22 protein-coding genes are annotated in these 24,909 nt (G+C 66.4%); 11 read left to right on the top strand and 11 right to left on the bottom strand.

What is annotated here, in order from left to right:
• Positions 1-9 precede the first annotated feature (9 nt).
• On the top strand, positions 10-717 hold the full coding sequence (locus EU513_RS11165) for a hemolysin III family protein (RefSeq protein ID WP_129625971.1): 708 nt from the start codon (positions 10-12) through the stop codon (positions 715-717).
• Between the two features lie 2 nt (positions 718-719).
• On the opposite strand, the gene EU513_RS11170 is transcribed toward EU513_RS11165, so the two are convergent.
• Both EU513_RS11170 and mca read right to left on the bottom strand, forming a co-directional pair.
• The gene (locus tag EU513_RS11170; RefSeq protein ID WP_129625972.1) at positions 720-941 is read right to left on the bottom strand and encodes a hypothetical protein; all 222 of its coding nucleotides are present in this window, start codon (positions 939-941) and stop codon (positions 720-722) included.
• On the bottom strand, positions 941-1,891 hold the full coding sequence (mca, locus tag EU513_RS11175) for a mycothiol conjugate amidase Mca (protein ID WP_129625973.1): 951 nt from the start codon (positions 1,889-1,891) through the stop codon (positions 941-943). Before mca ends, EU513_RS11170 begins: the two co-directional genes overlap by 1 nt.
• Before the next feature lie 52 nt (positions 1,892-1,943).
• Between mca and EU513_RS11180 the strand changes: the two genes are divergently transcribed.
• Both EU513_RS11180 and greA read left to right on the top strand, forming a co-directional pair.
• On the top strand, positions 1,944-2,375 hold the full coding sequence (locus EU513_RS11180) for a DUF4307 domain-containing protein (protein WP_129625974.1): 432 nt from the start codon (positions 1,944-1,946) through the stop codon (positions 2,373-2,375).
• 169 nt (positions 2,376-2,544) lie between these two features.
• Positions 2,545-3,045 carry a transcription elongation factor GreA gene (greA, locus tag EU513_RS11185; RefSeq protein ID WP_275578169.1) on the top strand — a complete coding sequence of 167 codons (501 nt, stop codon included), beginning with the start codon at positions 2,545-2,547 and terminating at the stop codon, positions 3,043-3,045.
• Positions 3,046-3,120: 75 nt separating this feature from the next.
• Here the strand turns inward: greA and EU513_RS11190 are convergent, their stop codons facing one another.
• The 4 genes from EU513_RS11190 to EU513_RS11205 form a co-directional block, all read right to left on the bottom strand.
• Positions 3,121-3,954: an ABC transporter permease gene (locus EU513_RS11190; protein ID WP_129625976.1), complete on the bottom strand. Its 834-nt coding sequence runs from the start codon at positions 3,952-3,954 to the stop codon at positions 3,121-3,123.
• Positions 3,951-4,934 carry an ATP-binding cassette domain-containing protein gene (locus EU513_RS11195; RefSeq protein WP_129625977.1) on the bottom strand — a complete coding sequence of 328 codons (984 nt, stop codon included), beginning with the start codon at positions 4,932-4,934 and terminating at the stop codon, positions 3,951-3,953. Before EU513_RS11195 ends, EU513_RS11190 begins: the two co-directional genes overlap by 4 nt.
• 75 nt (positions 4,935-5,009) lie before the next feature.
• Positions 5,010-5,324 (bottom strand): hypothetical protein, encoded by a 315-nt coding sequence (locus tag EU513_RS11200; protein WP_129625978.1) that lies wholly within the window; start codon positions 5,322-5,324, stop codon positions 5,010-5,012.
• A gap of 13 nt (positions 5,325-5,337) precedes the next feature.
• Positions 5,338-6,495: a cystathionine gamma-synthase gene (locus tag EU513_RS11205; RefSeq protein ID WP_129625979.1), complete on the bottom strand. Its 1,158-nt coding sequence runs from the start codon at positions 6,493-6,495 to the stop codon at positions 5,338-5,340.
• A 106-nt stretch (positions 6,496-6,601) separates the two neighbouring features.
• On the opposite strand from EU513_RS11205, the gene EU513_RS11210 reads away from it, so the two are divergent.
• Positions 6,602-6,838 carry a hypothetical protein gene (locus EU513_RS11210; protein ID WP_129625980.1) on the top strand — a complete coding sequence of 79 codons (237 nt, stop codon included), beginning with the start codon at positions 6,602-6,604 and terminating at the stop codon, positions 6,836-6,838.
• Positions 6,839-6,907: 69 nt separating this feature from the next.
• Here the strand turns inward: EU513_RS11210 and EU513_RS11215 are convergent, their stop codons facing one another.
• Together EU513_RS11215 and EU513_RS11220 are read right to left on the bottom strand one after the other, a co-directional pair.
• Complete coding sequence (locus EU513_RS11215) at positions 6,908-9,928, bottom strand: glycine--tRNA ligase (RefSeq protein ID WP_129625981.1); 3,021 nt, start codon at positions 9,926-9,928, stop codon at positions 6,908-6,910.
• 92 nt (positions 9,929-10,020) lie between these two features.
• Positions 10,021-11,049, bottom strand: coding sequence for a GNAT family N-acetyltransferase (locus tag EU513_RS11220; RefSeq protein WP_129625982.1), 1,029 nt, complete (start codon positions 11,047-11,049; stop codon positions 10,021-10,023).
• A gap of 137 nt (positions 11,050-11,186) precedes the next feature.
• Between EU513_RS11220 and EU513_RS11225 the strand changes: the two genes are divergently transcribed.
• From EU513_RS11225 to EU513_RS11240, 4 genes are all read left to right on the top strand, one after another.
• Positions 11,187-11,648: a lamin tail domain-containing protein gene (locus tag EU513_RS11225; RefSeq protein WP_129625983.1), complete on the top strand. Its 462-nt coding sequence runs from the start codon at positions 11,187-11,189 to the stop codon at positions 11,646-11,648.
• A gap of 64 nt (positions 11,649-11,712) precedes the next feature.
• Complete coding sequence (gene msrA / locus EU513_RS11230; RefSeq protein WP_239701163.1) at positions 11,713-12,432, top strand: peptide-methionine (S)-S-oxide reductase MsrA; 720 nt, start codon at positions 11,713-11,715, stop codon at positions 12,430-12,432.
• 104 nt (positions 12,433-12,536) lie between these two features.
• On the top strand, positions 12,537-13,094 hold the full coding sequence (locus EU513_RS11235) for a hypothetical protein (protein WP_129625984.1): 558 nt from the start codon (positions 12,537-12,539) through the stop codon (positions 13,092-13,094).
• 233 nt (positions 13,095-13,327) lie between these two features.
• Positions 13,328-13,837 carry a ferritin gene (locus EU513_RS11240; protein ID WP_129625985.1) on the top strand — a complete coding sequence of 170 codons (510 nt, stop codon included), beginning with the start codon at positions 13,328-13,330 and terminating at the stop codon, positions 13,835-13,837.
• A 65-nt stretch (positions 13,838-13,902) separates the two neighbouring features.
• On the opposite strand, the gene EU513_RS11245 is transcribed toward EU513_RS11240, so the two are convergent.
• The gene (locus EU513_RS11245) at positions 13,903-14,391 is read right to left on the bottom strand and encodes a phosphoribosyltransferase (RefSeq protein ID WP_129625986.1); all 489 of its coding nucleotides are present in this window, start codon (positions 14,389-14,391) and stop codon (positions 13,903-13,905) included.
• 80 nt (positions 14,392-14,471) lie between these two features.
• Between EU513_RS11245 and EU513_RS11250 the strand changes: the two genes are divergently transcribed.
• Positions 14,472-15,089 carry a hypothetical protein gene (locus EU513_RS11250; RefSeq protein WP_129625987.1) on the top strand — a complete coding sequence of 206 codons (618 nt, stop codon included), beginning with the start codon at positions 14,472-14,474 and terminating at the stop codon, positions 15,087-15,089.
• A gap of 66 nt (positions 15,090-15,155) precedes the next feature.
• Here EU513_RS11250 and EU513_RS11255 read toward each other — a convergent pair whose 3' ends face one another.
• The gene (locus EU513_RS11255; protein WP_129625988.1) at positions 15,156-16,085 is read right to left on the bottom strand and encodes a DUF2382 domain-containing protein; all 930 of its coding nucleotides are present in this window, start codon (positions 16,083-16,085) and stop codon (positions 15,156-15,158) included.
• Positions 16,086-16,283: 198 nt separating this feature from the next.
• Between EU513_RS11255 and EU513_RS11260 the strand changes: the two genes are divergently transcribed.
• Both EU513_RS11260 and EU513_RS11265 read left to right on the top strand, forming a co-directional pair.
• Positions 16,284-17,864 (top strand): DNA polymerase Y family protein, encoded by a 1,581-nt coding sequence (locus EU513_RS11260; protein ID WP_168990253.1) that lies wholly within the window; start codon positions 16,284-16,286, stop codon positions 17,862-17,864.
• Between the two features lie 25 nt (positions 17,865-17,889).
• Positions 17,890-21,312, top strand: a complete 3,423-nt coding sequence (locus tag EU513_RS11265; protein WP_129625990.1) for an error-prone DNA polymerase — start codon at positions 17,890-17,892, stop codon at positions 21,310-21,312.
• Between the two features lie 6 nt (positions 21,313-21,318).
• Here the strand turns inward: EU513_RS11265 and lysX are convergent, their stop codons facing one another.
• On the bottom strand, positions 21,319-24,741 hold the full coding sequence (gene lysX, locus EU513_RS11270; RefSeq protein ID WP_240796029.1) for a bifunctional lysylphosphatidylglycerol synthetase/lysine--tRNA ligase LysX: 3,423 nt from the start codon (positions 24,739-24,741) through the stop codon (positions 21,319-21,321).
• Between the last annotated feature and the right edge of the window lie 168 nt (positions 24,742-24,909).

Below are 24,909 nucleotides of genomic sequence, written 5' to 3' on the forward strand. Positions count from 1 at the left end.
GATCTGATCATGAGCCAGATCGGGCAGCGCGTGGAGGAACTCGGCGAGGACGCCGCCCGCATGTTGCGCATGGTGAAGCCGAAGCTTCGCGGCTGGTTGCACACCGGCATGTTCCCGCTTGCGATGATCGCCGGGTTGCTCCTGGTCGTGATCACCCCGACGCTGAGCGGACGCGTCGGCGCGGCGGTGTTCACGATGACCGCCGGTCTGCTGTTCGGTGTGTCGGCGGTATATCACCGCGGCAAATGGTCACCGGCGTACGAGGGATTCCTCAAGCGCTTCGACCACGCCAACATCTTCCTGATCATCGCCGGCACCTACACGCCCTTCGCGCTCACGCTCCTACCCCGTGACGAAGGCACACAACTGCTGATCATCGTGTGGAGTGGCGCGATCGGCGGGGTGTTGTTCCGGGTGTTCTGGGTGAGCGCCCCGCGCTGGTTGTACGTGCCGATCTACGTCGCACTCGGCTGGGTGGCGATCTTCTACCTCGGTCCGCTGTACCGCGCCGGCGGTCCGCTGATCATCTCGCTCATCGCGTTGGGCGGAGTGCTGTACACGGCCGGTGCGGTCGTGTACGGATTCAAGCGTCCAGACCCGTCACCGCGCTGGTTCGGCTTCCACGAGATCTTTCACGCGCTGACCCTGCTGGCGTTCAGCGCGCATTACACGGCCGTGCTGCTCGCGGTGCTCAAGCTGCCACAGACCAACGCCTGAGGTCAGGCTGCTGGGCCGTTCTTCGACGGGTCCGTCGGCTCGTCCGTGGCCGGGTCGGCACCCTCACGCCTGCGGCTGGTCAGGTCGCCGGCTTCGTAGCGCACCCGGCGCATCCGCTTGTTCATGCTGCGGAACAGGAACCAGCAAGCCAGACCGAGGAAGAACAGGACCAGGAATCCCGGCAACCCGGCGGTGACATTGCTCGCGGCTTCTTCGGCGCGCATCAGGACAGCTTCCGTTCGCGGACCTCGTCGACGACCGGGGCCGCCGGCGGGTTCAGGGCGAGTTCGTCGGCCGCCTGCACGTCGTCCGGGAGGTCTGCGAACAGGTCCTCTTCGTGCAGTTCCTCGGCCGGCTTGACGTAGGAGATGGCGAGCTCGAACTCCTCGGTCGGCCAGATCGTGGCTTGCTCGGCAGCCGAGAGTGCGAAGAACGACCCGTCCGGGTCGATCTGCGTGGCGTGCGCGAGGAGCGCTCGTTCGCGGTGTTCGAAGAAGCCGGACGCATCGACGCGGGTCGTGACCCGGACGGGGTCGCGGTCCTCCCAGCGGGCCAGCCAGTCGGTGAAGGGCGATTCCTTGCCGAGGCCCAGCAAGCCCTCGTGCATCGCGGTCAGCTTCTCGCGGGAGAATCCACGGTCGTAGTACAACTTCAGCGGCTGCCATGCAGGGCCGGCGTGCGGGAACTGCTCGGCGTCACCGGCGGCCTTGAACGCCGCCATCGAGACGTCGTGGCACATGATGTGGTCGGGGTGCGGGTAGCCGCCGTTCTCGTCATACGTCGTCATCACGTGCGGACGGAACTCGCGGATCACCCGGACAAGCGCCTCGGTGGTGACCTCCAACGGCTCGAGCGCGAAGCAACCGTCCGGCAGCGGAGGCAGCGGATCGCCTTCCGGCAGACCGGAATCGACAAAACCGAGCCAGGTGTGCTCGATGCCGAGCACCTCTTGGGCAGCCGCCATCTCGCGACGCCGGACCTCGGGCAGGTTGCGCTTGATCTCGGGGTCGTCTTGCAGTCGGGGATTGAGGATGTCGCCACGCTCGCCCCCGGTGCAGGTGGCGACCATGACGCGGTAGCCGTCGGCGACGTACTTGGCCATCGTCGCGGAGCCCTTGCTCGACTCGTCGTCAGGGTGCGCGTGCACCGCCAGGAGTCGCAGCTGCTCTGTCACTCGTTCCACCTCGTCCTCAACGTTGTTGAACCGCCGCATATTCTCTCATTCCATGACCGACCTTCCGGACCACCCGGTTTCCTCGCGCCGCAACCTGTCGGCGGACGAGGAGGAGGAGCGCTCCTCGACCGGTTTCCGCCCGGGTGGCACCAAGCGCTGGTGGATCGCCGCAGGCGTCCTGATCACCATCGCCGCACTGACCGCCACCTGGTTCGGCATCTCCGCCACCCGGGGCATCTCGTGGGGACAAGCCGGTGTGAAGGTCGTGAACGACCGGCAGGTCGACGTCACATTCGACGTCGTCGACCAACGTGACCGGCCGGTGCGCTGCACCCTGGTCGCGTACGACGTCAAACACGCGACGGTCGGTCGCGTGAGCGTCGAGCTGCCGCCGAGCTCGCACTCCAGCACCCGCTACACCCGATCGGTCCGCACCGTCACACAGGCCGTGACCGGCGAGGTGACACACTGTGAACTGCGCTGAGAACGCCGCCGAGCGCCACTCACATTTGCCCGATCGGTGTGACATTCGACATCCCTGGGCGTAACATCGTGCTTTCACGAATCCGAAGGTCTGGGCCCCGCTGCTGAGAGCGAGCCGCCCAGACCTCGACTTTTAACAAGCTTGGCGGGACCGTCCTGCCACAAGGGAGATGACCGTGACCAGCACTGCCGACGCTTCGGCGACCTTCCTCACCCAGGAGGCGTACGACCGCTTGAAGGCCGAGCGAGACCACCTCCTTGGTGAAGGTCGCATCGAGATCGCAAAGCGCATCGAAGAAGCCCGCCTCGAAGGCGATCTGAAGGAGAACGGTGGCTACCACGCCGCCAAGGAGGAGCAGGGCAAGATGGAGGCCCGCATCCACCAGCTCGAAACCCTTCTGCGCAACGCGGTCGTCGGCGAGAAGCCGGCGGACGACGGCATCGTCGAGCCCGGCATGGTCGTCACCGTCGAGATGTTCGGCGAGAAGGAGACCTTCCTGCTCGGCAACCGCGAGATCGGTGGCGACACCGACCTCGACGTTTACTCCGAGAAGTCGCCGCTCGGCGCCGCCCTGCTGAACAAGTCCAAGGGCGACGAGGCCGAGTACGAGACCCCCGCGGGCAAGACCGTCAAGGTCAAGATCCTCGACGCCACCCCCTACGACGGCTGACTTCCGGCGCACACGCGACACGATCGGCCCCGCACTCCATCGGAGTGCGGGGCCGCTCGCTCGTTCTCGAGAGGTCTACTTGGCGACGGCCTTCTTGTACGCGCGGGTCGAGAGCGGAACGAAGATCGCCAGCAACACCAGGGCCCAGATCGCCGAGTACAGCACCGGGTGTTCGAGTGCCCAGGTGTATCGGGTGGCCTTCTCGACCGCTGCCGGATCTTGCCCGCCGGAGAGGGCATACAGGTTGCCGAAGCCTTCGCGAGCGGCCTGTGTGATCGTCGAGACCGGGTTCCAGCCGGCGAACGCCTTCAACGCCGACGGCATGTTCTCGCTCGGTACGAAGGTGTTGGCGATGAAGGTGACGGGGAAGATCACCATGAACGAGGCGTTGTTGACGACCTCGGGCGAGCGCACCTTCAGCCCGATGAACGCGAACAGCCAGGACAATCCGAAGGCGAACAGCAGCATCAGCAGGTAGGCGACGGCCGCGTCCAGGAAGCTGCCGCGGATGCGCCACCCGATCAGCAGACCGGTCAGCGACATCACGATCAGCACCAGGACGTTGTTGAGCACGTCGACGAAGGTGCGGCCGAACAGCACCGCGCTCGGGTGCATCGGCAGCGTGCGGAACCGGTCGATCACGCCCTTCTGCATGTCCTCGGCCATCATGAACCCGGTGATCGTGGCGCCGAAGATGATCGTCTGGGTGAAGATGCCGGCCATCATGAACTCGCGATAGCCACCCTGTACCGCGGCGCCGGACCCGGCGAGCGAACCGAAGACGTAACCGAACAGCAGCACGAACATGATCGGCTGCAACGTGGTGAACACGATGAGGTCGGGCACCCGCTTGATCTTCAGCAGGTTGCGTTTGGCGATCGTCAGCGAGTCGTTGAGGAAGGCGGTCATCGGACGTTCTCCTTGACCGGCTCGTCCGTCCCGTCGGCGTCCTCGGCCGGACGGCCGGTCAGTGACAAGAAGGCGTCGTCGAGCGTCGGTCGGCGAATACCGATGTCCTGCACGGAGATTCCTTCTTCGTCGAGTTGGCGGACCGCTGCGAGCAGCGACTGCGTGCCACCGTTGACCGGGACCGTCACCCGGCGACCGTTCTGGTCGGTCTTCGCCTGTCCGTCACCGATGTGGTCCAGGACCCGGAGCGCGTCCTCGACCCTGTCGGGTTCGGTCACGGTGATCTCCAATCGCTCGCCGCCCACTTGAGACTTCAAGTCGTCGGCGGTGCCCTCGGCGATGATGCGGCCGTGGTCGATCACGACGATGTTGTCGGCCAGCCGGTCGGCTTCTTCGAGGTACTGGGTGGTGAGCAGCACCGAGGTGCCTTCCCCCACCAACGTGACGATGACGTCCCACATGTCACCGCGACTGCGTGGGTCGAGACCGGTGGTCGGCTCGTCGAGAAAAATCACCGGAGGCCGGGCCACCAGCGCGCCGGCGAGGTCGAGCCGTCGGCGCATTCCGCCGGAGTACGTCTTCGCGGGACGGTCGGACGCGTCGTCGAGCCGGAACTGTGACAACAACTCCCGCGCCCGAGCCTTCGCCTCCGACTTTCGCAGGTGGTACAGCCGACCGACCATCTCGAGGTTCTCGTAGCCGGTGAGGTATTCGTCGACGGCGGCGTACTGACCCGAGACACCGATCTTGCGGCGGACCTCCTGCGCCTGGGTGGCCACGTCGGCTCCGCCGACCTGGGCGCGGCCCTCGTCGATCGGGATCAACGTGGTGAGCATTCGCACGGTGGTGGTCTTGCCCGCTCCGTTGGGGCCGAGGACGCCGAGCACGCTGCCCTGCGGCACCCGCAGCGAGACACCGTCGACCGCCTTCACGTCCTTGAAGTGTTTGGCCAGGCCTTCGGCCTCTACCGCTAGTGACATGTCGCATACTCTGCCACCTGGTACCGACAGCATCACCGTGCCCCGCCAGGTCTTGACCGAGTCTTGAACCTCGACTCAAGCAGCGAGCGCCGCGGTCAACACCAGGACGGCGCAAACGACGAGCAACGCGCCCCAGAGCAGACGGGTCTGGCCCGGCCGATCCGGCAACACCGGTGGATTCTCCGCGCGGGGTTTGGCGTACGGCGAGTCGAGCTCCGGACGAGGCGGCGCCGCCTGATCGAAGGGCGCACCGTCACGAGCACGTTCCCAACGCCTGATCATCATGACCTGGCGACGGTGCTCGCTCCACGTCCTACGGTCCCGCCCGGCCGCGACGAACAAGGCCAGCGCGGCGCCGGCAAGCACCGCCGCGACGAGAAACAGGATCATCCGCTGATCACGGTCAGCGCAGCGCCTGGTCGAGGTCGGCGATCAGGTCGTCGACGTCCTCGATGCCCACGGACAGTCGGATGAGGTCGCCGGGCACTTCCAACTCGGTGCCCTTGACACTTGCGTGCGTCATGCGTGCCGGGTGCTCGATCAGCGACTCGACCCCGCCCAGTGATTCGCCGAGCGTCCAGATCTTCGTCCGTCCGATGGCGTCGACGGCGTTCTGTTCGCCACCCTCGAGCTGGAAGCTGATCATGCCGCCGAACCGCTTCATCTGCCTGGCCGCGATGTCGTGGCCGGGGTGGCTGTCGAGGCCCGGGTAGTGGATGTGGGTGACGTCCTCGCGGGTCTGCAGGTAGTCGACGATCTTCTCGGCGTTGGTGCAGTGCTGTTCCATTCGCACGGCGAGTGTCTTCAAGCCGCGCAGCACCAGCCAGGAGTCCATCGGTCCTGCCACCGCTCCGAGCGAGTTCTGATGGAAGGCAACCTTTTCGGCGAGCTCGTCCTGACCCTTGCCGACGATCAATGCGCCGCCGACGACGTCGCTGTGACCGCCGGCGTACTTGGTCGTGGAGTGCATCACGACGTCCGCGCCAAGCGCGAGCGGCTGCTGCAGGTAGGAGGAGGCGAAGGTGTTGTCGACGACCAGCAGTGCACCTGCTTCGTGGGCGACCTGCGCAACGGCCGCGATGTCGGCGATGCCCATCATCGGGTTGGTCGGGGTCTCGATCCAGATCAACTTGGTGACGCCCGGACGGATCTCGCCACGGATCGCGTCCGCCTGACCCACCTTGGCGAGCGAGTAGTCGACGCCCCACCGCTTGACCACCTTGTCGACGAGGCGGAAGGTGCCGCCGTATGCGTCGGTCGGGATGATCATGTGGTCACCGGGCTGCAGCACGGCCCGCATCAGGGTGTCCTCGGCGGCCAACCCCGAGGCGAACGCGAAGCCGCGCGAGCCGCCCTCGATCGCGGCGAGACAGGTCTCGAGCGCGGTGCGGGTCGGGTTGGCGGAGCGGGAGTACTCGTACCCCTCGCGGAAGCCGCCCACACCGTCCTGCTTGTAGGTGGACGTCTGGTAGATCGCCGGGGTGACGGCGCCGGTGCGGGGGTCGGGTTCCGAACCGGCGTGGATGGCGCGGGTGGAGAAGCCGTGCTGCTCGTTGGTCATGGTCCCAACCCTACGACCGCGATGGATGACATTCCGAGTCCTCCTGGCGTACCGTCACACCCAGGAGGGGCATCGGGCCTCCGCCTCGGGCAAGGGGGGTCAGACCATGTTCTGGATCATCGTTCTTTCGGTCATAGCCGTCGTCCTCATCGGCGCGGCCGTCTACGACCGGGTCAACTCCGGCAGCAACTGGAAGTCCCGCGGCCACCTGCGTCAGAATCTCCGTAGGGGCCCCCGCATCGAAGGCGACCGTGACGGCGCACGGCTGGCGTCGGCCCACATGCACAAGGTGTATCAGAACAACACATTCGGCGGCTCCGGCTCGGGCGGCCCCGGCGTGTGATCGACACATGAGCAACAAAAGGCGGGCGGCCCGTTCGGGGCCGCCCGCTGTTCTTGCGTCCGGCGCGTCTCACAGCGCCGCGTGCAGCGCCTTCCAGTCGATGCCCTTCGGCGCACGGTCGACGATCGTCTGCAGCAGGCCGAGGCGGGCGGCCTTGAGCGCCTCGTCGTCGGCCATCACCAGGATCTCGTCGAAGAAGGTGTTCGCCGGGTCGACGATCGCCTTCGCATCGGCGAGCCAATCGACGAGGCCGTCGCCCGCGTGGTCGGGCAGGGCGTCGACCCGGTCGGCGAGCGCCTTCTCGGTGTCCTCGACGAGCACGGACCGGTCGTAGGCACCGGTGGTGCCGGCCGGCACGATCCGGGTGATGCGCTGGGTCACCTCGACCAGGGGCGCGAACCCGTCGGTCGCACGCACGGCCTCGATGTCCTTGAGCGCGAGCTCCGCCTTGCCGGGGGCGTCCGCGAGCGGTGCGACGGCGTCGACCAACCCGGCCGAGATGCCCTCGTCGCGCAACTGCTGGTGGAAGCGTCCTTCGACGAATTCCTGTGCTGCAGCGACCGATTCGTCACTGACGTCGACACCCTGGGTGCGCAGACGGGCAGCCGCGGCAGCGAGGCCGGCGCTGATCGTGATCGCACCGACGCCGTCGACTCCGCGCAGGATGCTCGCAACACCGAGTGCCGCACGACGCAACGCGAACGGGTCGGACGATCCGGTCGGCTTGGCGCCGATCGCGAACATGGCGGTGAGCAGGTCGAACCGGTCGGCGAGCGCCAGCAACGCTCCCGGCACCGAGGTGGGCAGCGGGCCGCCGGTGGTGCGCGGCAACTCCATCTCCCACAGCGCGGAGGCGACCTCGGGGGTCTCCCCTGCCTTCGCGGCGTACTCCTTGGCCATGAAGCCGGCGAGCGACGACAGCTCGACGACCATCTGTGACGAAAGGTCGAACTTCGCGAGTTCGCCTGCCCGGGAAAGCGTTTCGCGGCCCGAGGCGTCCAGGTCGATCGTCTCGGCGAGCGCCGCCGCGACGTCCTTGATGCGGTCGGAACGGTCGGCCATCGAGCCGAGGCGGTCTTCGAAGGTGAGCTTGGAGATGCCCGCGCGCAGTTCGGTGAGGTCGACCTGCAGGTCGGCGTCGTAGAAGAACGCCGCGTCTTCGTAGCGGGCCCGCAGCACCGACTCGTTACCGCCGCGCACCACGTCGTCGTCGCAGTCGCCGTTCGCCATCGTGATGAAGTGCGGCATCAGGGCGCCCGACGCGTCCCGCACCGGCAGGTAGCGCTGGTGCTTGCGCATGACGGTGGTGAGGATCTGCTCGGGCACCCGCAGGTAGCGCTCCTCGAACCCACCGAGGATGCCGTGGGGCTGCTCGACCAGGTTGGTTATCTCGTCGACGAGCGCCGACTCCGCCTCGAAATCGACTGTTCCGCCGACAGATTCAGCAAGCCGGGTGGCCTGCTCGACGACCGACGCACGCCGGGCCTCCGGGTCGAGCACGATGCCCTTGTCGCCCAGCAGCGCGGTGAGTTCGTCGGCCGACGCGACCGGCACCAACGCATTGGGGTCGGTGCGGTGCACGTAGGTGGTGCGGCCGGTGCGCAGCTGCGAGATCTGTGCGGGCACCAGGTCGGCGCCCCACAGCGCGACGAGCCAACGCACCGGACGGCTGTAGGTGAGCTCCGGGTCGGCCCAGCGCATGTTCTTGTCGGCGCGCAGCGAGCCGACCACCGCCTCGACGATGCCGCCCAGCACCCCCAGCACGTCGCGTCCGGGCTGCTGCACCTTCACCGCGACGTGCTCGGCACCGTCGAACTCGGCACGCACCAGGTCGTCCACGGAGACTCGCTGGCCGCGCGCGAATCCTTCGCATGCCTTGGTCGGGTTGCCCTCGGCATCGAACGCCGCGGCCGCCTTGGGACCCTTGCGAAGGGTCTCTGCGTCCGGCTCCTGCGCACCGACCCCGGCAACGGTGGCCACGATGCGACGTGGGGTGCCGACCACGGTGACGTCACCGTGGTCCAAGCGGGAGGCGTCCAATCCATCGACGATCGCCTGACGCACCTGGTCGATGGCCTGGCCCACGACGTGCGGCGGCAACTCCTCGACTCCGACCTCGAGCGCGAAGGTCTGCGGATCGGTCGAACTCGGCTGTGTCGCAGGGGTTTCGCCTGCCGAGGGCGCCATGACGGAGTCGCCGATCTGCATCGACGGCAGGTCCGACTTCAGCAGCGGGTTGCCGAGTTCGTCACGACGCTCGGTCCACAGAACTCCGGCCTCGCGGGCGAGCTTGCGCATCAGCGAGAAGGAGCGGGCGCGCTCGGTGGTCGAGACGGCGCCGCGGCTGTCGAGCACGTTGAACGCGTGCGAACTCTTGAGCACGTATGTCCAGGCGGGCACGGGCAGCCGGGCCTCGATGAGCTTGCCGGCCTCGGCGGTGTAGCGCTCGAACAGGTCGCGATTGGTCTGCACGTCGGCGGTGTCGAGGTAGTACTTCGACATCTCGAACTCGTTCTGGCCGAACACCTCGCCGTAGCTGATGCCCGGGGCGTACTGCATGTCCTTGAAGTGGGATACGCCCTGCAACGCCATCATGATGCGCTCGATGCCGTAGGTCAGCTCGACGCTGATCGGCTCGAGGTTCTGGCCGACGACCTGCTGGAAGTAGGTGAACTGGGTGACCTCCATGCCGTCCAGCCACACCTCCCAGCCCAGACCCCAGGCGCCGATGGCCGGCTGCTGCCAGTTGTCTTCGACGAAGCGGACGTCGTGCGCGTCCAGGTCGATGCCGAGTGCACGCAGCGATTCCAGGTAGAGCTCCTGCGGGTTGCCGGGGTCGGGTTTGAGGATCACCTGGAACTGGGTGTGCGTCTGCAGTCGGTTGGGGTTCTCGCCGTACCGGCTGTCGTCGGGGCGCACGGACGGCTCGACGTACGCCACCCGCCAGGGCTCCGGTCCGAGGACCCGCATGACAGTGGCCGGGTTCATCGTGCCCGCCCCGACCTCGGTGTTGTACGGCTGGACGACCATGCAGCCACGGTCGGTCCAGAACTTCTGCAGCGTCAGGAGGGCTTCTTGAACGGTCAGCACCGCCCAAGGTTATCGAGAGTTCCCGGCGTCCCCGACCACCACCGAGTGGCCGGGCTATGAACTGGTGGCCGGGCTATACCCCGGCCGGTGGTTCACAGCCCGGCCACTCGGTGAGTCAGATCGAGTTCCCAGACCTGCAGAACGCCCTGCCGCTCGTACCCGAGGTCGGCGTTGACGGCCAGCATGTGCCGGTTATCGTCGGCGTTCCACGTGCGCACGCGGCTCACTCGCGGCAGCTCGTCCATCAGCGCGAGTGCCGCAGCAGCCTTGAGCCGCAGACCGAGTCCATGGCCCCGAGCTTCACGCAGGACCAGGGTGTCCTGCTGGTAGGCCAGCGTCGGGGTCTCGCGTGGCGATTCAACCTGGGTGAAACCGACCATCTCCTCGCCCTCGAAGGCGACCGCGACGACGACGTGGCGCTGCGCTTGCTTGGTCGCCCAGTCGAGGTTCTCGCGCACTCGCTCCGGCGTCCAGGCCTCTTCTTCCGTGGTCATGTCACCCTGTGGGGCGTCGGTGCTCATCCGCTGTTCGAGAATCGCAAGGCCCGGCAACCATTCGTCCGGGACGTCGTCGACGCGCCACTCGACCCGGAACGCGGCAGCATCCTCGATCCCCTCACCGGCCGCCAGCCCGGCCAGCCGATCACGGTCGGCAGGCAGCGGCATCGCGCTGCGGAAGAGGGTCTGGACATTTCTGAATCCGAACCGCTCGGCGAAATCGGGGCCGACAGAGACTTCTGCGTCCGTCGGGGTTTCGGTGTCGACCTGCACGGTCGTGCGTCCGGCCTCGCCGACCCGTCGCAGCACGTCCTGCGCCAGAGCCATGCCGACACCCTTCTTGCGGTGATCCGGATCGACATGCAGCATCAACAATGCAAGGTGCTTGTTGTCATGGGCCGGCATCGCCACGGCCGCCATGCCGATCACCGCGTCGCCCTCGACGGCGGCGAGGTCGATGAAGGTGTGTTGGGTACCGCGGCGTCGCCCCTGCACCTCACCCAGGCTCCAACCGGAGTGTTCACTGCCCCAGACAGCCTCCCCGCTGCGGGTCTGGACGTCGATCCAGTGCTGAGCCTGCTCGCCGTCGCCGAACAGGTCGATCTCACGCACCTCGAAAGTCATGGGTCGATCCTTTCCCGGGTCCGCCAGCAGGCACAACCGAGTATTCCGAAACGGCGGACAGGAAGTTCGACGCTCAACTACTCTTGAACAGCGGGTCTGACGGCCCGGTCCATTCACTTGCCAAGGGGAACCTCCACATGCGTCGCATCGCCGCCGGGCTGGCCGCTGCCTGTGCTCTGTCCACCATCGCTTCGGGCACCCACTCGGCGGACGCCGCCCTGCCGCCGCTGAAGTTCGGCGCCTTCGCCGCCGACCCGCGCGGAAACGACCTGCCGGTGTCGAACACCAAGCTCAACGCGGAGTGGATCCAGCTGACCAACACGACAACTCGGGCAATCAACCTGACCGGGTACACCGTCCGCGACAACGGCGACAACCACATCTTCCGCTTCCCCCGCAACTTCGTGCTGGGTGCGAAGAAGACGGTGACGATCCGCACCGGGCGCGGCACCGCGTCCGCCACGAACCAGTACTTCGGAAAGACGACCCAGTACGTGTGGAACAACACCGGCGACACCGCTCGGCTGGTGAACTCCCGTGGTGCAGTGACGCACCGCTGCACCTACACCAAGGCGCTCTCCGGGATGAAGTACTGCTGAGTCGACAACGCGCTCGAACGAACCGCTCGGGAAGGTTCCCGGGCGGCTCGTCGTTGTGTCGGACATGATCTTCGGTTTCGGACGCCCCGCCACCATGGTCACCGCCGACCACGCACTGCCCGGCCGTGACAACGAACTTCCGGGAATCCCGGACACACACGAGGTGCTCGGCACGCCTCTTCGTGGCCCCTGGCCCGACGGCACGCAGGTGCTGTACGTGGCGATGGGATGTTTCTGGGGAGCCGAACGGATCTTCTGGAAACTGCCGGGCGTGGTGACGACGGCCGCCGGTTACATGGGCGGCTTCACGAAGCACCCGACGTACGAGGAGACCTGCACCGGACGCACCGGGCACACCGAAGCCGTGCTGGTCGCCTACGACCCCGCACAGACTTCACCCGAACTGTTGCTCAAGGAATTCTGGGAGAATCACGACCCCACCACCGCCAACCGCCAGGGCAACGACGTCGGTACGCAATACCGATCGGCGATCTACTGGACGACGCCCGAGCAGCAGGAAGCCGCCGAGGCGACTCGCGACAGCTTCCAGACAGTGTTGAGCGACAACGGATTCGGCGAGATCAGCACCGAAGTGCGCAGTGCCGAGGACGCCGGCCCGTTCTATTACGCAGAGGGCTACCACCAGCAGTACCTGCACAAGAACCCCGGCGGATACTGCAATCACGGACCCAACGGCATGACCTGCCCAGTGGGCATCGTGCGTCAGGACCAGTTGCCCGCACAGTCCGATGTACTCCCGCCGGACGGACATCCGACCCACTGAAGTCGCGGAGAACAGGGTAGATCTGCCCATTCCCTTTGACGGGCTCTAGGAGCATCCTGGAACCGGCGCGGTATTCCCGCTCCGAATTCTCAAGGGGAGGCACCATGAAGAAGAAGTTCGGCATTGCTGCTTCGGCAGTCGCACTGGCGGCCACGGCCGGCATCTCACCCATCGGCGCAGACAACGCGCAGGCCACCGCCTGCACTGCACCGTGGGGCTCGCTGGCGAAGACCTCTTCGCCCATGACCACACGCCCGGTCACAGGGGTCCGGGTCGGTCAACACGGATGCTTCGAGCGGATGGTCATCGACCTGGGCCGCGGATCCGGCAACACCGGCTACGACGTCCGTTACGTCAGCAAGGCGGTCGTCGACCCGAGCGGCCAGGTGCTGCGCCTGCGGGGTGGCGCCGTCCTGCAGGTCATCGCGAAGGCACCGGCGTACACCACGTCCGGCGTTCCCACCTACCGCCCGGCGAACCGCATGGAAGTGGCCAACGTCGCCGGTTGGTACAACTTCAAGCAGATCGCCTACGGGTCCTCCTTCGAGGGCCAGACGCAGTTCTTCATCGGACTGCGCGGACGCCTGCCGATGAAGGTGTTCGTGCTCAACGACACGGACGGTGGCCAGCGACTGGTGATCGACGTCGTCAACAGTTGGTGATCCGCTGAAGCAACTCCAAATGCACGAGGGAACGCCGCAAATGGCGTTCCCTCGTGCATTTGCCGTTCCTTAACGCCGGCTGGAACGGGCCCATTCGGCAACCCGTGGGGTGGCGCCTGGTCGAAGAACGGACCCGAAGAATCGACTGCCGCGGACCTGAGCAGCATCCGCCCGGCAGCAAGCTGAGGCTTTGCTCAGCGGCGCCGCGAAGTGCCGCGCGTTAGGCTCGTGGAATGAAGATGAGCGACGCCCTGGAGAAGGCATTCAACGACCAGATCACCCTCGAGTTCGAAGCATCGATCGTCTACCGCCAGCTCGCGATCGAGATGGACGAGATGGATCTTCCCGGTATGGCAGCGTGGCTGCGCCACCAGGCCGATGAGGAGATCGTGCACGCGAACAAGTTCATCGACCACGTCGCCGACCGCGACAACGACGCGAAGATCGGCACCATCCCCGCACCGCAGGTGCAGGTGCAGACGGTGCTGGACGCGTTCGAGGCCGCGCTGAAGCACGAGCAGCGCGTCTCCGATTCGATCCGCGACCTGTACCGGGCGGCCGAGAAGGAGGGCGACCTCGACTCCCGCCCGCTGCTCAACTGGTTCCTCAACGAGCAGATCGAGGAAGAGGCGACGGTCAGCGAGATCGTCGGACGAGTGAAGCTGATCAATGACGACGGTCCGGGACTGCTGCGCCTGGATGAGGAACTCGGCAAGCGCCCGACCGAGTCCACCGAGGCCTGATCGCACATACGAAAGGCGCCGTCCCCGGATCCGGGGACGGCGCCTTGCGTTGGCCTCAGCGCCGATCAGTGCTTGGTCTGCGAGGAGGTGAGCGGCGGCTGGCTCGACCATGGGAAGTCGATCCACTGATCGGTGTACTTCCACACATAGTCGCAGTTGACGATCGTGCGCGATTTCTCGTAGATGCACGCGATCTTGGACTCGGCCACGTGGTCGGCGACGAACTCCTGCACCAGCTTCAGCGTCTTGCCGGTGTCGGCCACGTCATCGACGACAAGCACCTTCATCCCTGACAGATCCACCGCCGCAGGTGTGGGCGGCAGCATGATCGGCACGTCCAGTCGCTGATCGACGCCGGTGTAGAACTCGACGTTCACCACCGACACGTTCTTGATGTCCAACGCGTACCCGAGGGCGCCGCCGAACGGCAGACCGCCACGCGCGATCGACAGGACGAGGTCCGGTTCGAAGCCGGAATCGACCACATTCTGGGCGACCTCGCGCACCGCACGCCCGAAGTCTTCGTAGGTCAGCACTTCCCGCTCAGCAGCCATGTGTAGATCCTGCCGCATGCCGTCCCGAACGTGTGCACCGGCCACTTGCATATATCGAACATGTGTTCGATGCTTGATGGATGACCACGACCCTTCCGGATCGACTGGAGACGATCGCTGCCCTACGCAGCGAACTGCACCGCGCACAGCCGGCCGGACAGTCGCTGCCCACCCATTCCGCCCTGACCGAACTGGTCGGGCCGGGACTACGAGTGGGCACCGTTCACTGCATCACCAACTCGACAAGCCTGGGCATCGCTTTGATGGCCGGCGCATCCGCCGCCGGATCATGGTGCGCCACAGTCGGTTTCCCGGATCTGGGCCTGGAGTGTGCGGACGAGTGGGGCGTCGACCTGGAACGTCTTGCCCTCATCCCACAAGTACGACCCGAGCAATGGCTCGACACCGTCTGCGCGCTGATCGAGGCGATCGACGTTGTCCTCGCCCGCCCTGCTCCACCCCTCGCACCCGGGTTGCGCAATCGACTGCTCGCCCGCCTGCGCCACCGGGGCGCGACCCTGCTTGTTGCCGGCGCTTGGCCGCAGGCGACCAGCACCTTCGAGGTGACCGCCGATCGTTGGCACGGGCTCGAACACGGCCATGGCCACCTGGTGAGTCGCGAGTTGACGATCTCGTGCACCCGCGGCCACCGCACCACGAGCGCCACCGTCCAGTGGCCACCACCGCACCGTCGGTGAGATCTTCCGCGACATGAGAAGTGGCCCCGGGAGAACCCCGGGGCCACTTCATGCGATCACGACAGCTCAGTGGTTGTCGCGGCCGTCCTTCAGGTCGCGAGCCTTGTCCTTCGCCTTGTCGGCAAGGCCGCGGTTGTCGTCGCGGTCACCGTCGACACCACGACGGCCGTCCTCGTCGACGACGACTTCCTCACGGCCGACCTCGGCGTCGACGCGGCGCTCGTCCTGGACCTTGTTGGTCTGCAGTCCGACGCGCTCCTTGTCGACGACCTCCTTGTCGACCACCGGACGCTCCTCGGAGAGGGTCACCGACACCTCGTCGTCGCCGAGCTTGCCGCCACGGCTGCCGTCGCCATCGGTGATCGGCTCACGGACGACCTCGAACTCCTCGCGCTCGACCGGCACGGTGACGGTCTTCTGCTCGGTGACGACGTGCTTGCGCAAGCGGACGCGGCCGGTCTCGACACGCTCCTTGCCGACCTTGAGCTCCTCCTCGCGGCGGACGACCGAGTTGTCGTCGCCGTCGAAGCCACGTCGGTCGCGGTCGCCGGTGTCGGGACGGTCGAGGTCACGGTCGACATCTCCGCCACGGCCGGCAACTTCACCAGCAGCACCGGCAACACCCAGGCCGTCACGGTCGCGGTCGCCGTCATTGCCGATGCGGCCGTCATCCACACCGCCGGCGCGGCCACCGTCGAGCTGGTAGTAGCGGTAGATCTCGTCCTGCTCCTGCTCGGACAGGTGACCGTCGGCGTCGACGTTCGGCGCGTCCTTGATGAAGTCCTTGGTGTACGGGACACGCAGGTCGTCACCGTCGTTCTGCGCCATGTCCAGCGGAACGAAGGTCTCGTTGTTGCCGAAAAGCCCGGTCTTCACCGTCACGAAGGTGGGGCGGTCGGTCTCGTCGTCCAGGTAGACCTGGCCGATGGAACCGACCTTGTCACCGTCCTGGTCGACAACGTTCTGGCCGTGCAGCCGATTGATGTCAAGCGTCATGAACTACAACCCCTTCAAGAGATGTTGGTTGAGACTTCCTGCTCTCCCAAGACTGTTCGCTGAACAGTCACATCTCATTTGTGTCATGCCTGAGGACGAAGTGGGGGCTTGCGGAGCGACAGATTTTCTGATTGATGTCCCACCTGCCCGCGACTCACCGCGCTTGCCTAGTTCGTACACATGTTCGATACTCGATGGATGACCGCGTCCATCCCACTCAGCACACGCCCCGCGCGTGCGCTGGTCGTGTGGTGCCCGAACTGGTCGATCGAGGCGGTACGCCGCTCGATGGGAAGCGCCGCCCCGTCGGCCTTCGCACTGGTTCGGGCCGGCCGGCTCGTCGCGGTCTGCGAGACCGCGGCCCAGGAAGCCGTGACCGTCGGCCTACGGGTCCGAGAAGCGCAGGTGCGGTGTCCGAATCTTGTTGTCCTGCAACATGACCCGGCACTCGACGAGCGACGCTTCGCGCCGGTTCTACGTGCGGTGGAGAAGCTCGTTCCCCACATGCAGGTGCTGCGTCCAGGCACAATCGCGATGCGTATCGCCGGTGCTTCGCGTTTCTACGGCAGCGAGGACGCCGTGGTGGAGAGCCTGTTCGACCAACTGAGCGACACCGACGTCCCCGACGCCCGGATCGCGGTCGCCGAAGGACTCTTCGCAGCAGAGCAGGCCGCGTACGCGACGACGCCCGAACGCCCGTTCGTCAACCTGTCCGCCGACGACACCCACCGCTTCCTGCGTACCCTGCCGGTCGAGGCCGTCGCGCAGGAGATCGATCAACTTGACCTGGCAAAAACTTTGCGTCGCATGGGTATTCGCAACCTTGGCGGGTTCGCTCGACTGCCTCGACAACAGGTTCATGCACGCTTCGGCGAGGGTGGCCTGCGCGCCCACCGACTCGCGAGCGGGCAGGACGCTCCTTTGTTGCGCACATCCCCGGTGCCCACCGATCTTTCGGTACGTGCGGTCTGCGACCCACCGGCCACCGACACCGCCACCATCACCCACTGGGTACGCGTTCACTGCGAGCAATTGACCGAGCGCCTGCGCCGTGCCGGACAGGTCTGCCACGAGATCCGTGTCGAACTGCGCACCGAGGCAGGAGTGGTACACGAACGCCGGTGGCGGCACACCTGGCCCTTCGGAGTCGACGACATGGTCGAGCGGGTCCGGTGGCAACTCGACGACTTCGACGCCGAACAGCAGACCCGGTTCGACGCAATCAGCTCCGTGGCCGTCGCCGCCGAATCTCCCACGGCTGCAAGCGAACACGCTCAAGGCCTCTGGGGAGAACGCCCCGACCGACACATCGTCCATGCACTCACCTCGCTGCAGCACGAACTCGGTCACTCGGGCGTGTGCAGTGCGACGTTGGTCGGCGGACGGTTGCTGCACGAGCGACAGGCGATCCGTCCGTGGGGTGATGCCGCTCCGGCCCAGGCCCGGCTGGAGCAACCCTGGCCGGGCACCGTCCCGGGCCCGGCACCGGCCACCGTCTTCCGACGAGCCCGCCCCGCAGAGGTGAGCACGGACGACGGCGAGGCGGTCGGGGTCGATTCGCGCGGCAACCTTTCCCGTCCGCCGACCCACTGGCGGCCGGCCCATGATCGGTCTCCCCGGCGCCGGATCGTCGCATGGAACGGACCCTGGCCGCTGCGTCAGCATTGGTGGCAAAAACCGTTGCAGGTCAATCGTTTTCAGATCATCGACGACGCATCCCAGGCGTGGTTGCTGATCGCCGCACCGAACGGCTGGTGGATCGAGGCTCGCTATGACTGACCTACGCAGGTTGTGGTGGTGAGGGATGGGATGGAACAACCCGCCGATCCCGTGGTCGCAACTGGAGCAGGCCCTCTCTCACGGCGTCCGCCCGCAGGTGCGGCAGGAGTTGGTCGCCGACGGTGGTGACGGGCCGGCGTTCTCCCGCAAACGTGCCAAGTTCACTCCGGCCAGGATCGACCGCCCCGACGTCGTCGTGCCCTACGCCGAACTGCATGCCCACTCGCACTACAGCTTCCTGGACGGTGCCTCCTCGCCCGAGGATCTCGTCACCGAGGCGGTGGCGCTCGGGCTGCACGGGCTCGCACTCACCGACCACGACGGGCTGTACGGCATCGTCCGGCTCGCCGAAGCTGCCGAGAGTTACGGCGACCTGATCACGATGTACGGAGCCGAGCTGTCGTTCGGATTGAGCGCGCCGCAGAACGGCAACGCCGATCCGGAAGGACATCACCTCGTCCTGATCGCCGATGGCGTGGAGGGGTACCGGAAGTTGGCCACCGCCCTCACCGACGGTCACCTACACCCGGAGGCGGAGAAGGGGCGCCCGGTGCACGACCTCGCCCGCATCGCGAGCATCACCTCCGGGTCAAGTTTTGTGCTGACCGGGTGCCGCAAAGGCCTTGTCCGGCAAGCACTTTCGCGAGGTGATGAAGGCGCTGCCATGAGCGAACTCGAGCGTCTGGCCGAACTCTTCGGTCACGATCGCGTTCTGGTCGAACTCACCGATCACGGTGATCCGAGTGACGGTCCACGCAATGACCGACTGGCCGATCTGGCTCGCCGGTGCCGACTCGACGTCGTGGCGACCAACGCCGTCCACTACGCCTCACCGGAGAACTACCCGCTCGCAACAGCCGTCGCGGCCGTTCGCGCACGGCGCAGTCTCGACGATCTCGACGGCTGGTTACCCGCGTCCGACCAGGCTCACCTGCGCAGCGGGGGCGAGATGCAGCGACGGTTCGGTCGGTTCCCCGGTGCGATCGAGCGCACCGTCGAGATCGCCGACCAGTCCGGCTTCCGTCTCCGTGCAGCGACCCCACGTCTGCCGAAGCAGGACGTACCGGCCGGACACACGTCGATGAGCTACCTGAGACAACTGGTCGAAACCGCTGCGGCACAAAAGTTCTCGCCGATGTCGGCCGAGGTGCGCCAGCGGCTCGACAAGGAACTCGACGTCATCGAGGCCAAGGACTTCCCCGGCTACTTCCTGATCGTCCACGACATCGTCACCTTCGCCCGTGGCGAAGGCATCCTGTGCCAGGGCCGCGGGTCGGCGGCCGCGTCCCTGGTCTGTTACGTGCTGGGCATCACGGTGATCGACCCGATCTTCTACCGGCTGCCGTTCGAACGCTTCCTGTCCGAACTACGCGAAGAAGCACCCGACATCGACATCGATTTCGATTCCGGACGACGCGAGGAGGTGATCCAGTACGTCTACAGGCGTTATGGCCGACGCAATGCGGCGCAGGTGGCCAATGTCGTCACCTATCGTCCGAAGAACGCCGTCCGCGACATGGCAAAAGCTTTGGGGCACAGTCAAGGTCAGCAGGACGCATGGTCCAAGCAGGTCGAACGGTGGGGCGCCGACATCAGTAGTGCCGACCACGACATCCCCCTACCGGTGATCGGCCTGGCGCAACAGGTGCTGACCTTCCCGCGGCACCTGGGCATCCACTCCGGTGGCATGGTGCTCACCGAGCGACCGGTGGGTGAGGTGTGCCCGATCGAACCGGCCCGGATGGAGAACCGCACCGTCCTGCAGTGGGACAAGGACGACTGCGCGTGGATGGGACTGGTGAAGTTCGACCTGCTCGGCCTGGGCATGCTGGCCGCGCTGCAGTACACCTTTGATCTCGTGCAGGAGCACCTGGGCGAGCAGTGGCACATCGAGACGCTGCCGAAGGGCGAACGCGGGGTCTACGACATGCTCGCCCGAGCCGACTCCATCGGTGTCTTCCAGGTCGAGAGCCGCGCTCAGATGGGCACCCTTCCCCGCCTGAAGCCCCGCTGCTTCTACGACCTCGCGGTCGAGATCGCGCTCATCCGTCCCGGCCCGATCCAGGGCGGCGCCGTCCACCCTTACATCCGCAGGCGCACCGGCGAGGACGAGATCACCTACCCACATCCGTTGGTGAAGGACGTGCTCGAACGCACCCTCGGCGTCCCGTTGTTCCAGGAGCAACTGATGCAGATGGCGGTCAGCGTCGGCGGCTGCTCCCCCGCCGACGCCGACTTGCTGCGCCGGGCGATGGGTTCCAAGCGCGGGGTGGAACGGATCGACGCCCTGCGGACCCGGCTCTATGAAGGTATGTATGCCAACGGCATCAGTCCCGAAGTGGCCGACGAGATCTACAACAAGATCGAGGCGTTCGCCAACTTCGGGTTCGCCGAGTCACACGCGCTCAGTTTCGCGGTGCTGGTCTATGCCAGTTCCTGGCTGAAACTGCACTACCCCGCCGCCTTCCTCGCCGCCCTGCTGCGCGCGCAACCGATGGGCTTCTACGCACCGCAGACTCTCGTCGGTGACGCCCGCCGCCACGGCGTGCAGGTGCGTCCGCCGCATCTGCACCGCTCCGATGTGTACGCCGGACTCGAACCGATCGACGACTCCATCACCTCCCCCGCCTCCCCCTCCGGACTCCCCGACTGTCTGTGCGACCACAGCGAGGACGACATCGGACTGTTCGACCCGAGCCGGCCCGACGACACCGCCGAGCACCGGCGTGATGCCCCGTTCGCCGTACGGCTCGGGTTCGACGAGATCAAGAACCTCGGCGAGGCAGCCGCCGAACGCATCGTCGCCGCCAGGCAGAAGGACGGCGAGTTCACCGATCTGGCCGATCTGTCCCGCCGGGCGGTGCTGGACGCCGACCAACTGGAGGCTCTGGCGCTCAGCGGCGCGCTCGATTGCATCGCCGGCTCGCGGCGTGATGCCCTGTGGCGGTCCGCGGAGGCGGCGACCGTCCGCGAGGGCCAGTTGGAGTTCACCGTGCCCTACCAACCACCGCTGCTCCCCTTGCTCACTCCGGGCGAGATCCTGCAGCACGATCTGCAATCGACCGGCATCAGCCCGAACGATCACCCGATCCGGCACAACCGAGAGGCGTTGAGCGCCAGAGGAGTTCGACCGATCGAGTCCTGCCGGACGGTCGAGTCCGGACGCCGGATCGAGGTGGCCGGCGTCGTCACCCACCGGCAGCGTCCGGCCACCGCGAGCGGCATCACCTTTCTCAACCTCGAGGACGAGACCGGCCTGCTCAACGTGATCGTCAGTCGTGGCGTGTGGCACCGTTACCGACGGATCGCTCGCACGGCGCCCGCCATGGTCATCCGCGGCATCCTCGAAAGTTCGGCCGCCGACGGTATGGCGATCACCAATCTGGTCGCCGACCGGCTGGAACCGCTCACGATCAGCGTGCGTACCGGGTCGCGCGACTTCCGTTGACCAGGTTCAGTCGTCGTCGCCGTGACCACTCGGCCGCACGAACGGGAACGCGAGCGTGGCTTTGATGTTGGTGCCGAGCAGCATCATGATCAGTCGGTCGACACCGAACCCCAGGCCACCGGTCGGCGGCATGCCGAGTTCGAGTGCCCCGAGGAAGGCCTCGTCGACCTCCATCGCCTCCGGGTCGCCCGCGGCAGCGGCCATTGACTGACGGGTCAGACGCTCGCGCTGATCGATGGGGTCGATGAGCTCGCTGTACGCGGTGCCCATCTCCGCGCCGAACGCGACCAGGTCCCACTGTTCGGCCAACTTCGGGTCGTTGCGGTTCGGACGCGCCAGCGGCGAGACCTCGACCGGGAAGTCCTTGTAGAAGGTCGGGAACGTGGTCTGCTTCTCGACCAGTGCCTCGTACAACTCCATCACCAGCTTGCCCGGACCGGCCCCGGCCGGCGCACCTACACCGTGGGCGGCGCAGATCTGCGCGAGGTCGGCGAGCGGCGAAGCGCTGGTGACGGTCTGCCCGACCGCCTTCGACACCGCCTCGTGCACGGTCACGACCGGCCACGGACGGTCCAGGTCGACCTCGTCCACTCCCCCTGAAGCGTTGGGCCGCAAGGCGACCGGACGGCCGTTCACGGCAACCGCGGTGCGCAGCACGACCTCCCGCATGAGTTCGCGCATGGTGTCGTAGTCACCGTAGGCCTCGTACGCCTCCAGCGAGGTGAACTCCGGGTTGTGGGTCGCGTCCGCGCCCTCGTTGCGGAAGTTGCGGTTCAGTTCGAAGATCCGCTGCATCCCGCCGACCGCCAGCCGCTTCAAGTAGAGCTCGGGTGCGATGCGCAGGTACAGGCCCATGTTGTAGGCGTTGATATGCGTCTTGAACGGACGCGCGGTCGCGCCGCCGTGGATTGTCTGGAGCATAGGCGTCTCCACCTCGACGAACCCCTTGTCGGTGAGGACGTCACGCATGGCTCGCACGCCGATGAACCGGCGCTGCAGCATCGCGAGTGAGTTCGGGTCGAGGAGCAGGTCGAGGGAACGGTTGCGCGCCCGGACGTCCTCCGACAGTCGGGTATGCATCACCGGCATGGGGCTCAAGCACTTGGACGCCATGCGCCACGAGTGCATCAGCACCGACAGTTCTCCGTTGCGGGAGGTCGCGACCACGCCGGTGACGCTGACCAGGTCGCCCAGGTCGACCGTCCGGCGCCACAGTTCACGCTCCTGGCGGGGTGTTCCTTCGACGGTGACCATCACCTGGATCCGTGAGCCCTCGTCGTCGAGGACTGCGAAGGTGACGCCGCCCAGGTTGCGCCAGGCACGGATGCGTCCGCTGACCGACACGGCGACGTCGGTCGTCGTGTCGGGGGCCATCCCCCTGTGTGCTGCAACAAGCTCGGCCACGCGATGGGTGCGCGGCACCGACACGGGGTAGCCCTCGAAACCCGCCTCCCGCAGCAGCTCCAGCTTGCCTCGACGGACGCGCTGTTGCTCGCTGAGTTGCACGGCGTCCGGTTCCGGGATGAGCAGATCGCGTTCCTGCTCACGCACGGTCTCGTTGAACCCCTCCTCGGTGCGCACCGGTTGGCTCTCACCCGGACGAGGTCCGATGAGGAAGCGAGGACCGACCGGACGCACGAAGCCCTCGGCGATACCCATCGCCAGCCCGGCGCGGGCCACGGTGAGGGCGGGGTCGTAGCAGAGCATCCGTGGAACCCACGTCGGGCGGTACTTGTCGTTGGACCGATAGAGCGTCTCGAGTTGGTAGAACCTGGACGCGAACGACAACGCAGCATCCGTCAGCTTCGTGACCGGACCGGCACCCACCTGATCGGCTGTGCTGAACACGTTGCGGAACACGGCGAAGTTCAGCGACACCCGGCGAATGCCGAGGTCACCGCCGAGTTCGATCAGCTTGGCGACCAGGTACTCGTTGAGACCGTTCTCCGCGGAGCGGTCTCGACGCATGAGGTCCAGGGACACACCGCGCACGCCCCACGGCACGAACGACAGAAAACCACGAATGACACCTTCGCGGTCTCGGGCCGTGATGAGTACGCATCGACCGTCGGCCGGGTCACCAAGTCGGTTGAGCGCCATCGAGAAACCACGCTCGGTCTCGTTGCCGCGCCATTCGGTGGCCAGGCGTTCGATCTCGGCGAGTTCATCGGGGTTCAGGTCACCGTGTCGACGAACTTCGGCGGTGTATCCGGCCCGGTTGATCCTGGTGACCGCCTGTCGCACCGGACGCATGGACCGACCCCGCAGACTGAAGGAGTCGACGTCGATGATCGCTTCGTCGCCCAATGGGAAGGCCCGCAGGCCGGCGTCGACATACATCTGGGACGCCTTGTCACCACTGGAAAGAACCGCACTGTACAGACCGAGTTCACGGCACTGCTTGCGCCAGGCTTCGATGGTTGCGGGCCACGACCCCGGATCGCCGATGGGGTCGGCACTGGCGACGCTCACACTTCCCTCGTTGCGGAAGGTGAGGACCGCCCGGCCGTCCGGTGAGAACACCGCGGACTTGTCGCGGCGCGTGGCGAAGTAGCCGAGCGAGTCGTCCTCTCCGTGCTCCAGCAACAGGCGGCGGACCGCCAGTTCCTGGTCGGCGCTCTGCCATCCCGCCCCGTGGCCGGCCCGCCACACCGCCAGCAGCGCGAGCACCAGCGCGATCGCCGACGTGAGGCCGGCAAGTACATAGATCCAGTGCGGCCCGTAATGACCGTCGAAGACCGGAGTGCCGGGCGGGGTCTCGATTCCGAACGCCGAACGGACGCTCCAACGTGCACGCTCTCCCGGGCCCTTGAGCGTGTGCGGGAAGAACCAGGTCAGCGCGAAGGACAGACACGCGGACAGCAGCAGTCCGCTCAGCAGGACTCCGAGACCGAGCCGGAGGCTGCCCTTCTGCAGACGGGCCGGGAATGCGGACCTGCTGAGCAGCAGCGCGATGAAGACGACGGTCTGTATCGACAGCGCGACCAGATTGAACGCGACACCTGAGCGGATCTCGATGTAGTCCCGGGTCCAGCCGTTGACCTGTTCGACCGTCAGCCACTCGGGAGAGTCCCAGGCGACGTAGACCAGCAACGCCGAAGAGATCAGCGCGACGAGCATGACAACCAGCACCACGGTGTGGGCGGCACGCAGACGTCTGCGGACGGCCCCGGCCAGAACGAGTGTCAGGGCCGCAATGAAGAGGCTGGGTTCTGATGGAAGGCCGGCCAGGGAGAACAGGTCGGAGACGACCAACCCGATGATCTCCAACCCCAGCAGGAGCGAGATCAGCGACCACAGGGCGGCCACCACCAGCAGACGCCCGAGCCAGACGGCGACCCGTTCGCGCCAGCCTGTCTTGAGACGTACCGATGCGGCGGATCCGCCATACGAATTGATCGAGCCCTTGAACACCCTGCTGACGCTCACCCAGCGGCCTCCGCATTCTGCTTCTCGCACCCTCATTCCCGAGGCCCGACGTCCATCTTGCAGGACGCCGGTGCGGTCCGCGTGGTTGGGGCGAAAAATGAACGCCGGAAACCGGCCGAGGAATGCACAAAGGGCCGCCCCTGAGGGGCAGCCCTTTGCCTTTAAAAA

This window comes from Yimella sp. RIT 621, assembly GCF_004146205.1.
In the GTDB taxonomy this organism is placed as follows: Bacteria; Actinomycetota; Actinomycetes; order Actinomycetales; family Dermatophilaceae; genus Yimella; species Yimella lutea.

Coding starts and splice junctions, on each gene's coding strand:
- EU513_RS11255 (WP_129625988.1), bottom strand. CDS start 16,085: ATGACGCTTGACATCAATCGGCTGCACGGCCAGAACGTTGTCGACCAG.
- EU513_RS11170 (WP_129625972.1), bottom strand. CDS start 941: ATGCGCGCCGAAGAAGCCGCGAGCAATGTCACCGCCGGGTTGCCGGGA.
- greA (WP_275578169.1), top strand. CDS start 2,545: ATGACCGTGACCAGCACTGCCGACGCTTCGGCGACCTTCCTCACCCAG.
- EU513_RS11190 (WP_129625976.1), bottom strand. CDS start 3,954: ATGACCGCCTTCCTCAACGACTCGCTGACGATCGCCAAACGCAACCTG.
- EU513_RS11165 (WP_129625971.1), top strand. CDS start 10: ATGAGCCAGATCGGGCAGCGCGTGGAGGAACTCGGCGAGGACGCCGCC.
- EU513_RS11240 (WP_129625985.1), top strand. CDS start 13,328: ATGAAGATGAGCGACGCCCTGGAGAAGGCATTCAACGACCAGATCACC.
- EU513_RS11180 (WP_129625974.1), top strand. CDS start 1,944: ATGACCGACCTTCCGGACCACCCGGTTTCCTCGCGCCGCAACCTGTCG.
- EU513_RS11200 (WP_129625978.1), bottom strand. CDS start 5,324: ATGATCCTGTTTCTCGTCGCGGCGGTGCTTGCCGGCGCCGCGCTGGCC.
- EU513_RS11260 (WP_168990253.1), top strand. CDS start 16,284: ATGACCGCGTCCATCCCACTCAGCACACGCCCCGCGCGTGCGCTGGTC.
- EU513_RS11195 (WP_129625977.1), bottom strand. CDS start 4,934: ATGTCACTAGCGGTAGAGGCCGAAGGCCTGGCCAAACACTTCAAGGAC.
- EU513_RS11245 (WP_129625986.1), bottom strand. CDS start 14,391: ATGGCTGCTGAGCGGGAAGTGCTGACCTACGAAGACTTCGGGCGTGCG.
- EU513_RS11265 (WP_129625990.1), top strand. CDS start 17,890: ATGGGATGGAACAACCCGCCGATCCCGTGGTCGCAACTGGAGCAGGCC.
- EU513_RS11205 (WP_129625979.1), bottom strand. CDS start 6,495: ATGACCAACGAGCAGCACGGCTTCTCCACCCGCGCCATCCACGCCGGT.
- EU513_RS11220 (WP_129625982.1), bottom strand. CDS start 11,049: ATGACTTTCGAGGTGCGTGAGATCGACCTGTTCGGCGACGGCGAGCAG.
- EU513_RS11210 (WP_129625980.1), top strand. CDS start 6,602: ATGTTCTGGATCATCGTTCTTTCGGTCATAGCCGTCGTCCTCATCGGC.
- msrA (WP_239701163.1), top strand. CDS start 11,713: ATGATCTTCGGTTTCGGACGCCCCGCCACCATGGTCACCGCCGACCAC.
- EU513_RS11250 (WP_129625987.1), top strand. CDS start 14,472: ATGACCACGACCCTTCCGGATCGACTGGAGACGATCGCTGCCCTACGC.
- EU513_RS11225 (WP_129625983.1), top strand. CDS start 11,187: ATGCGTCGCATCGCCGCCGGGCTGGCCGCTGCCTGTGCTCTGTCCACC.
- EU513_RS11235 (WP_129625984.1), top strand. CDS start 12,537: ATGAAGAAGAAGTTCGGCATTGCTGCTTCGGCAGTCGCACTGGCGGCC.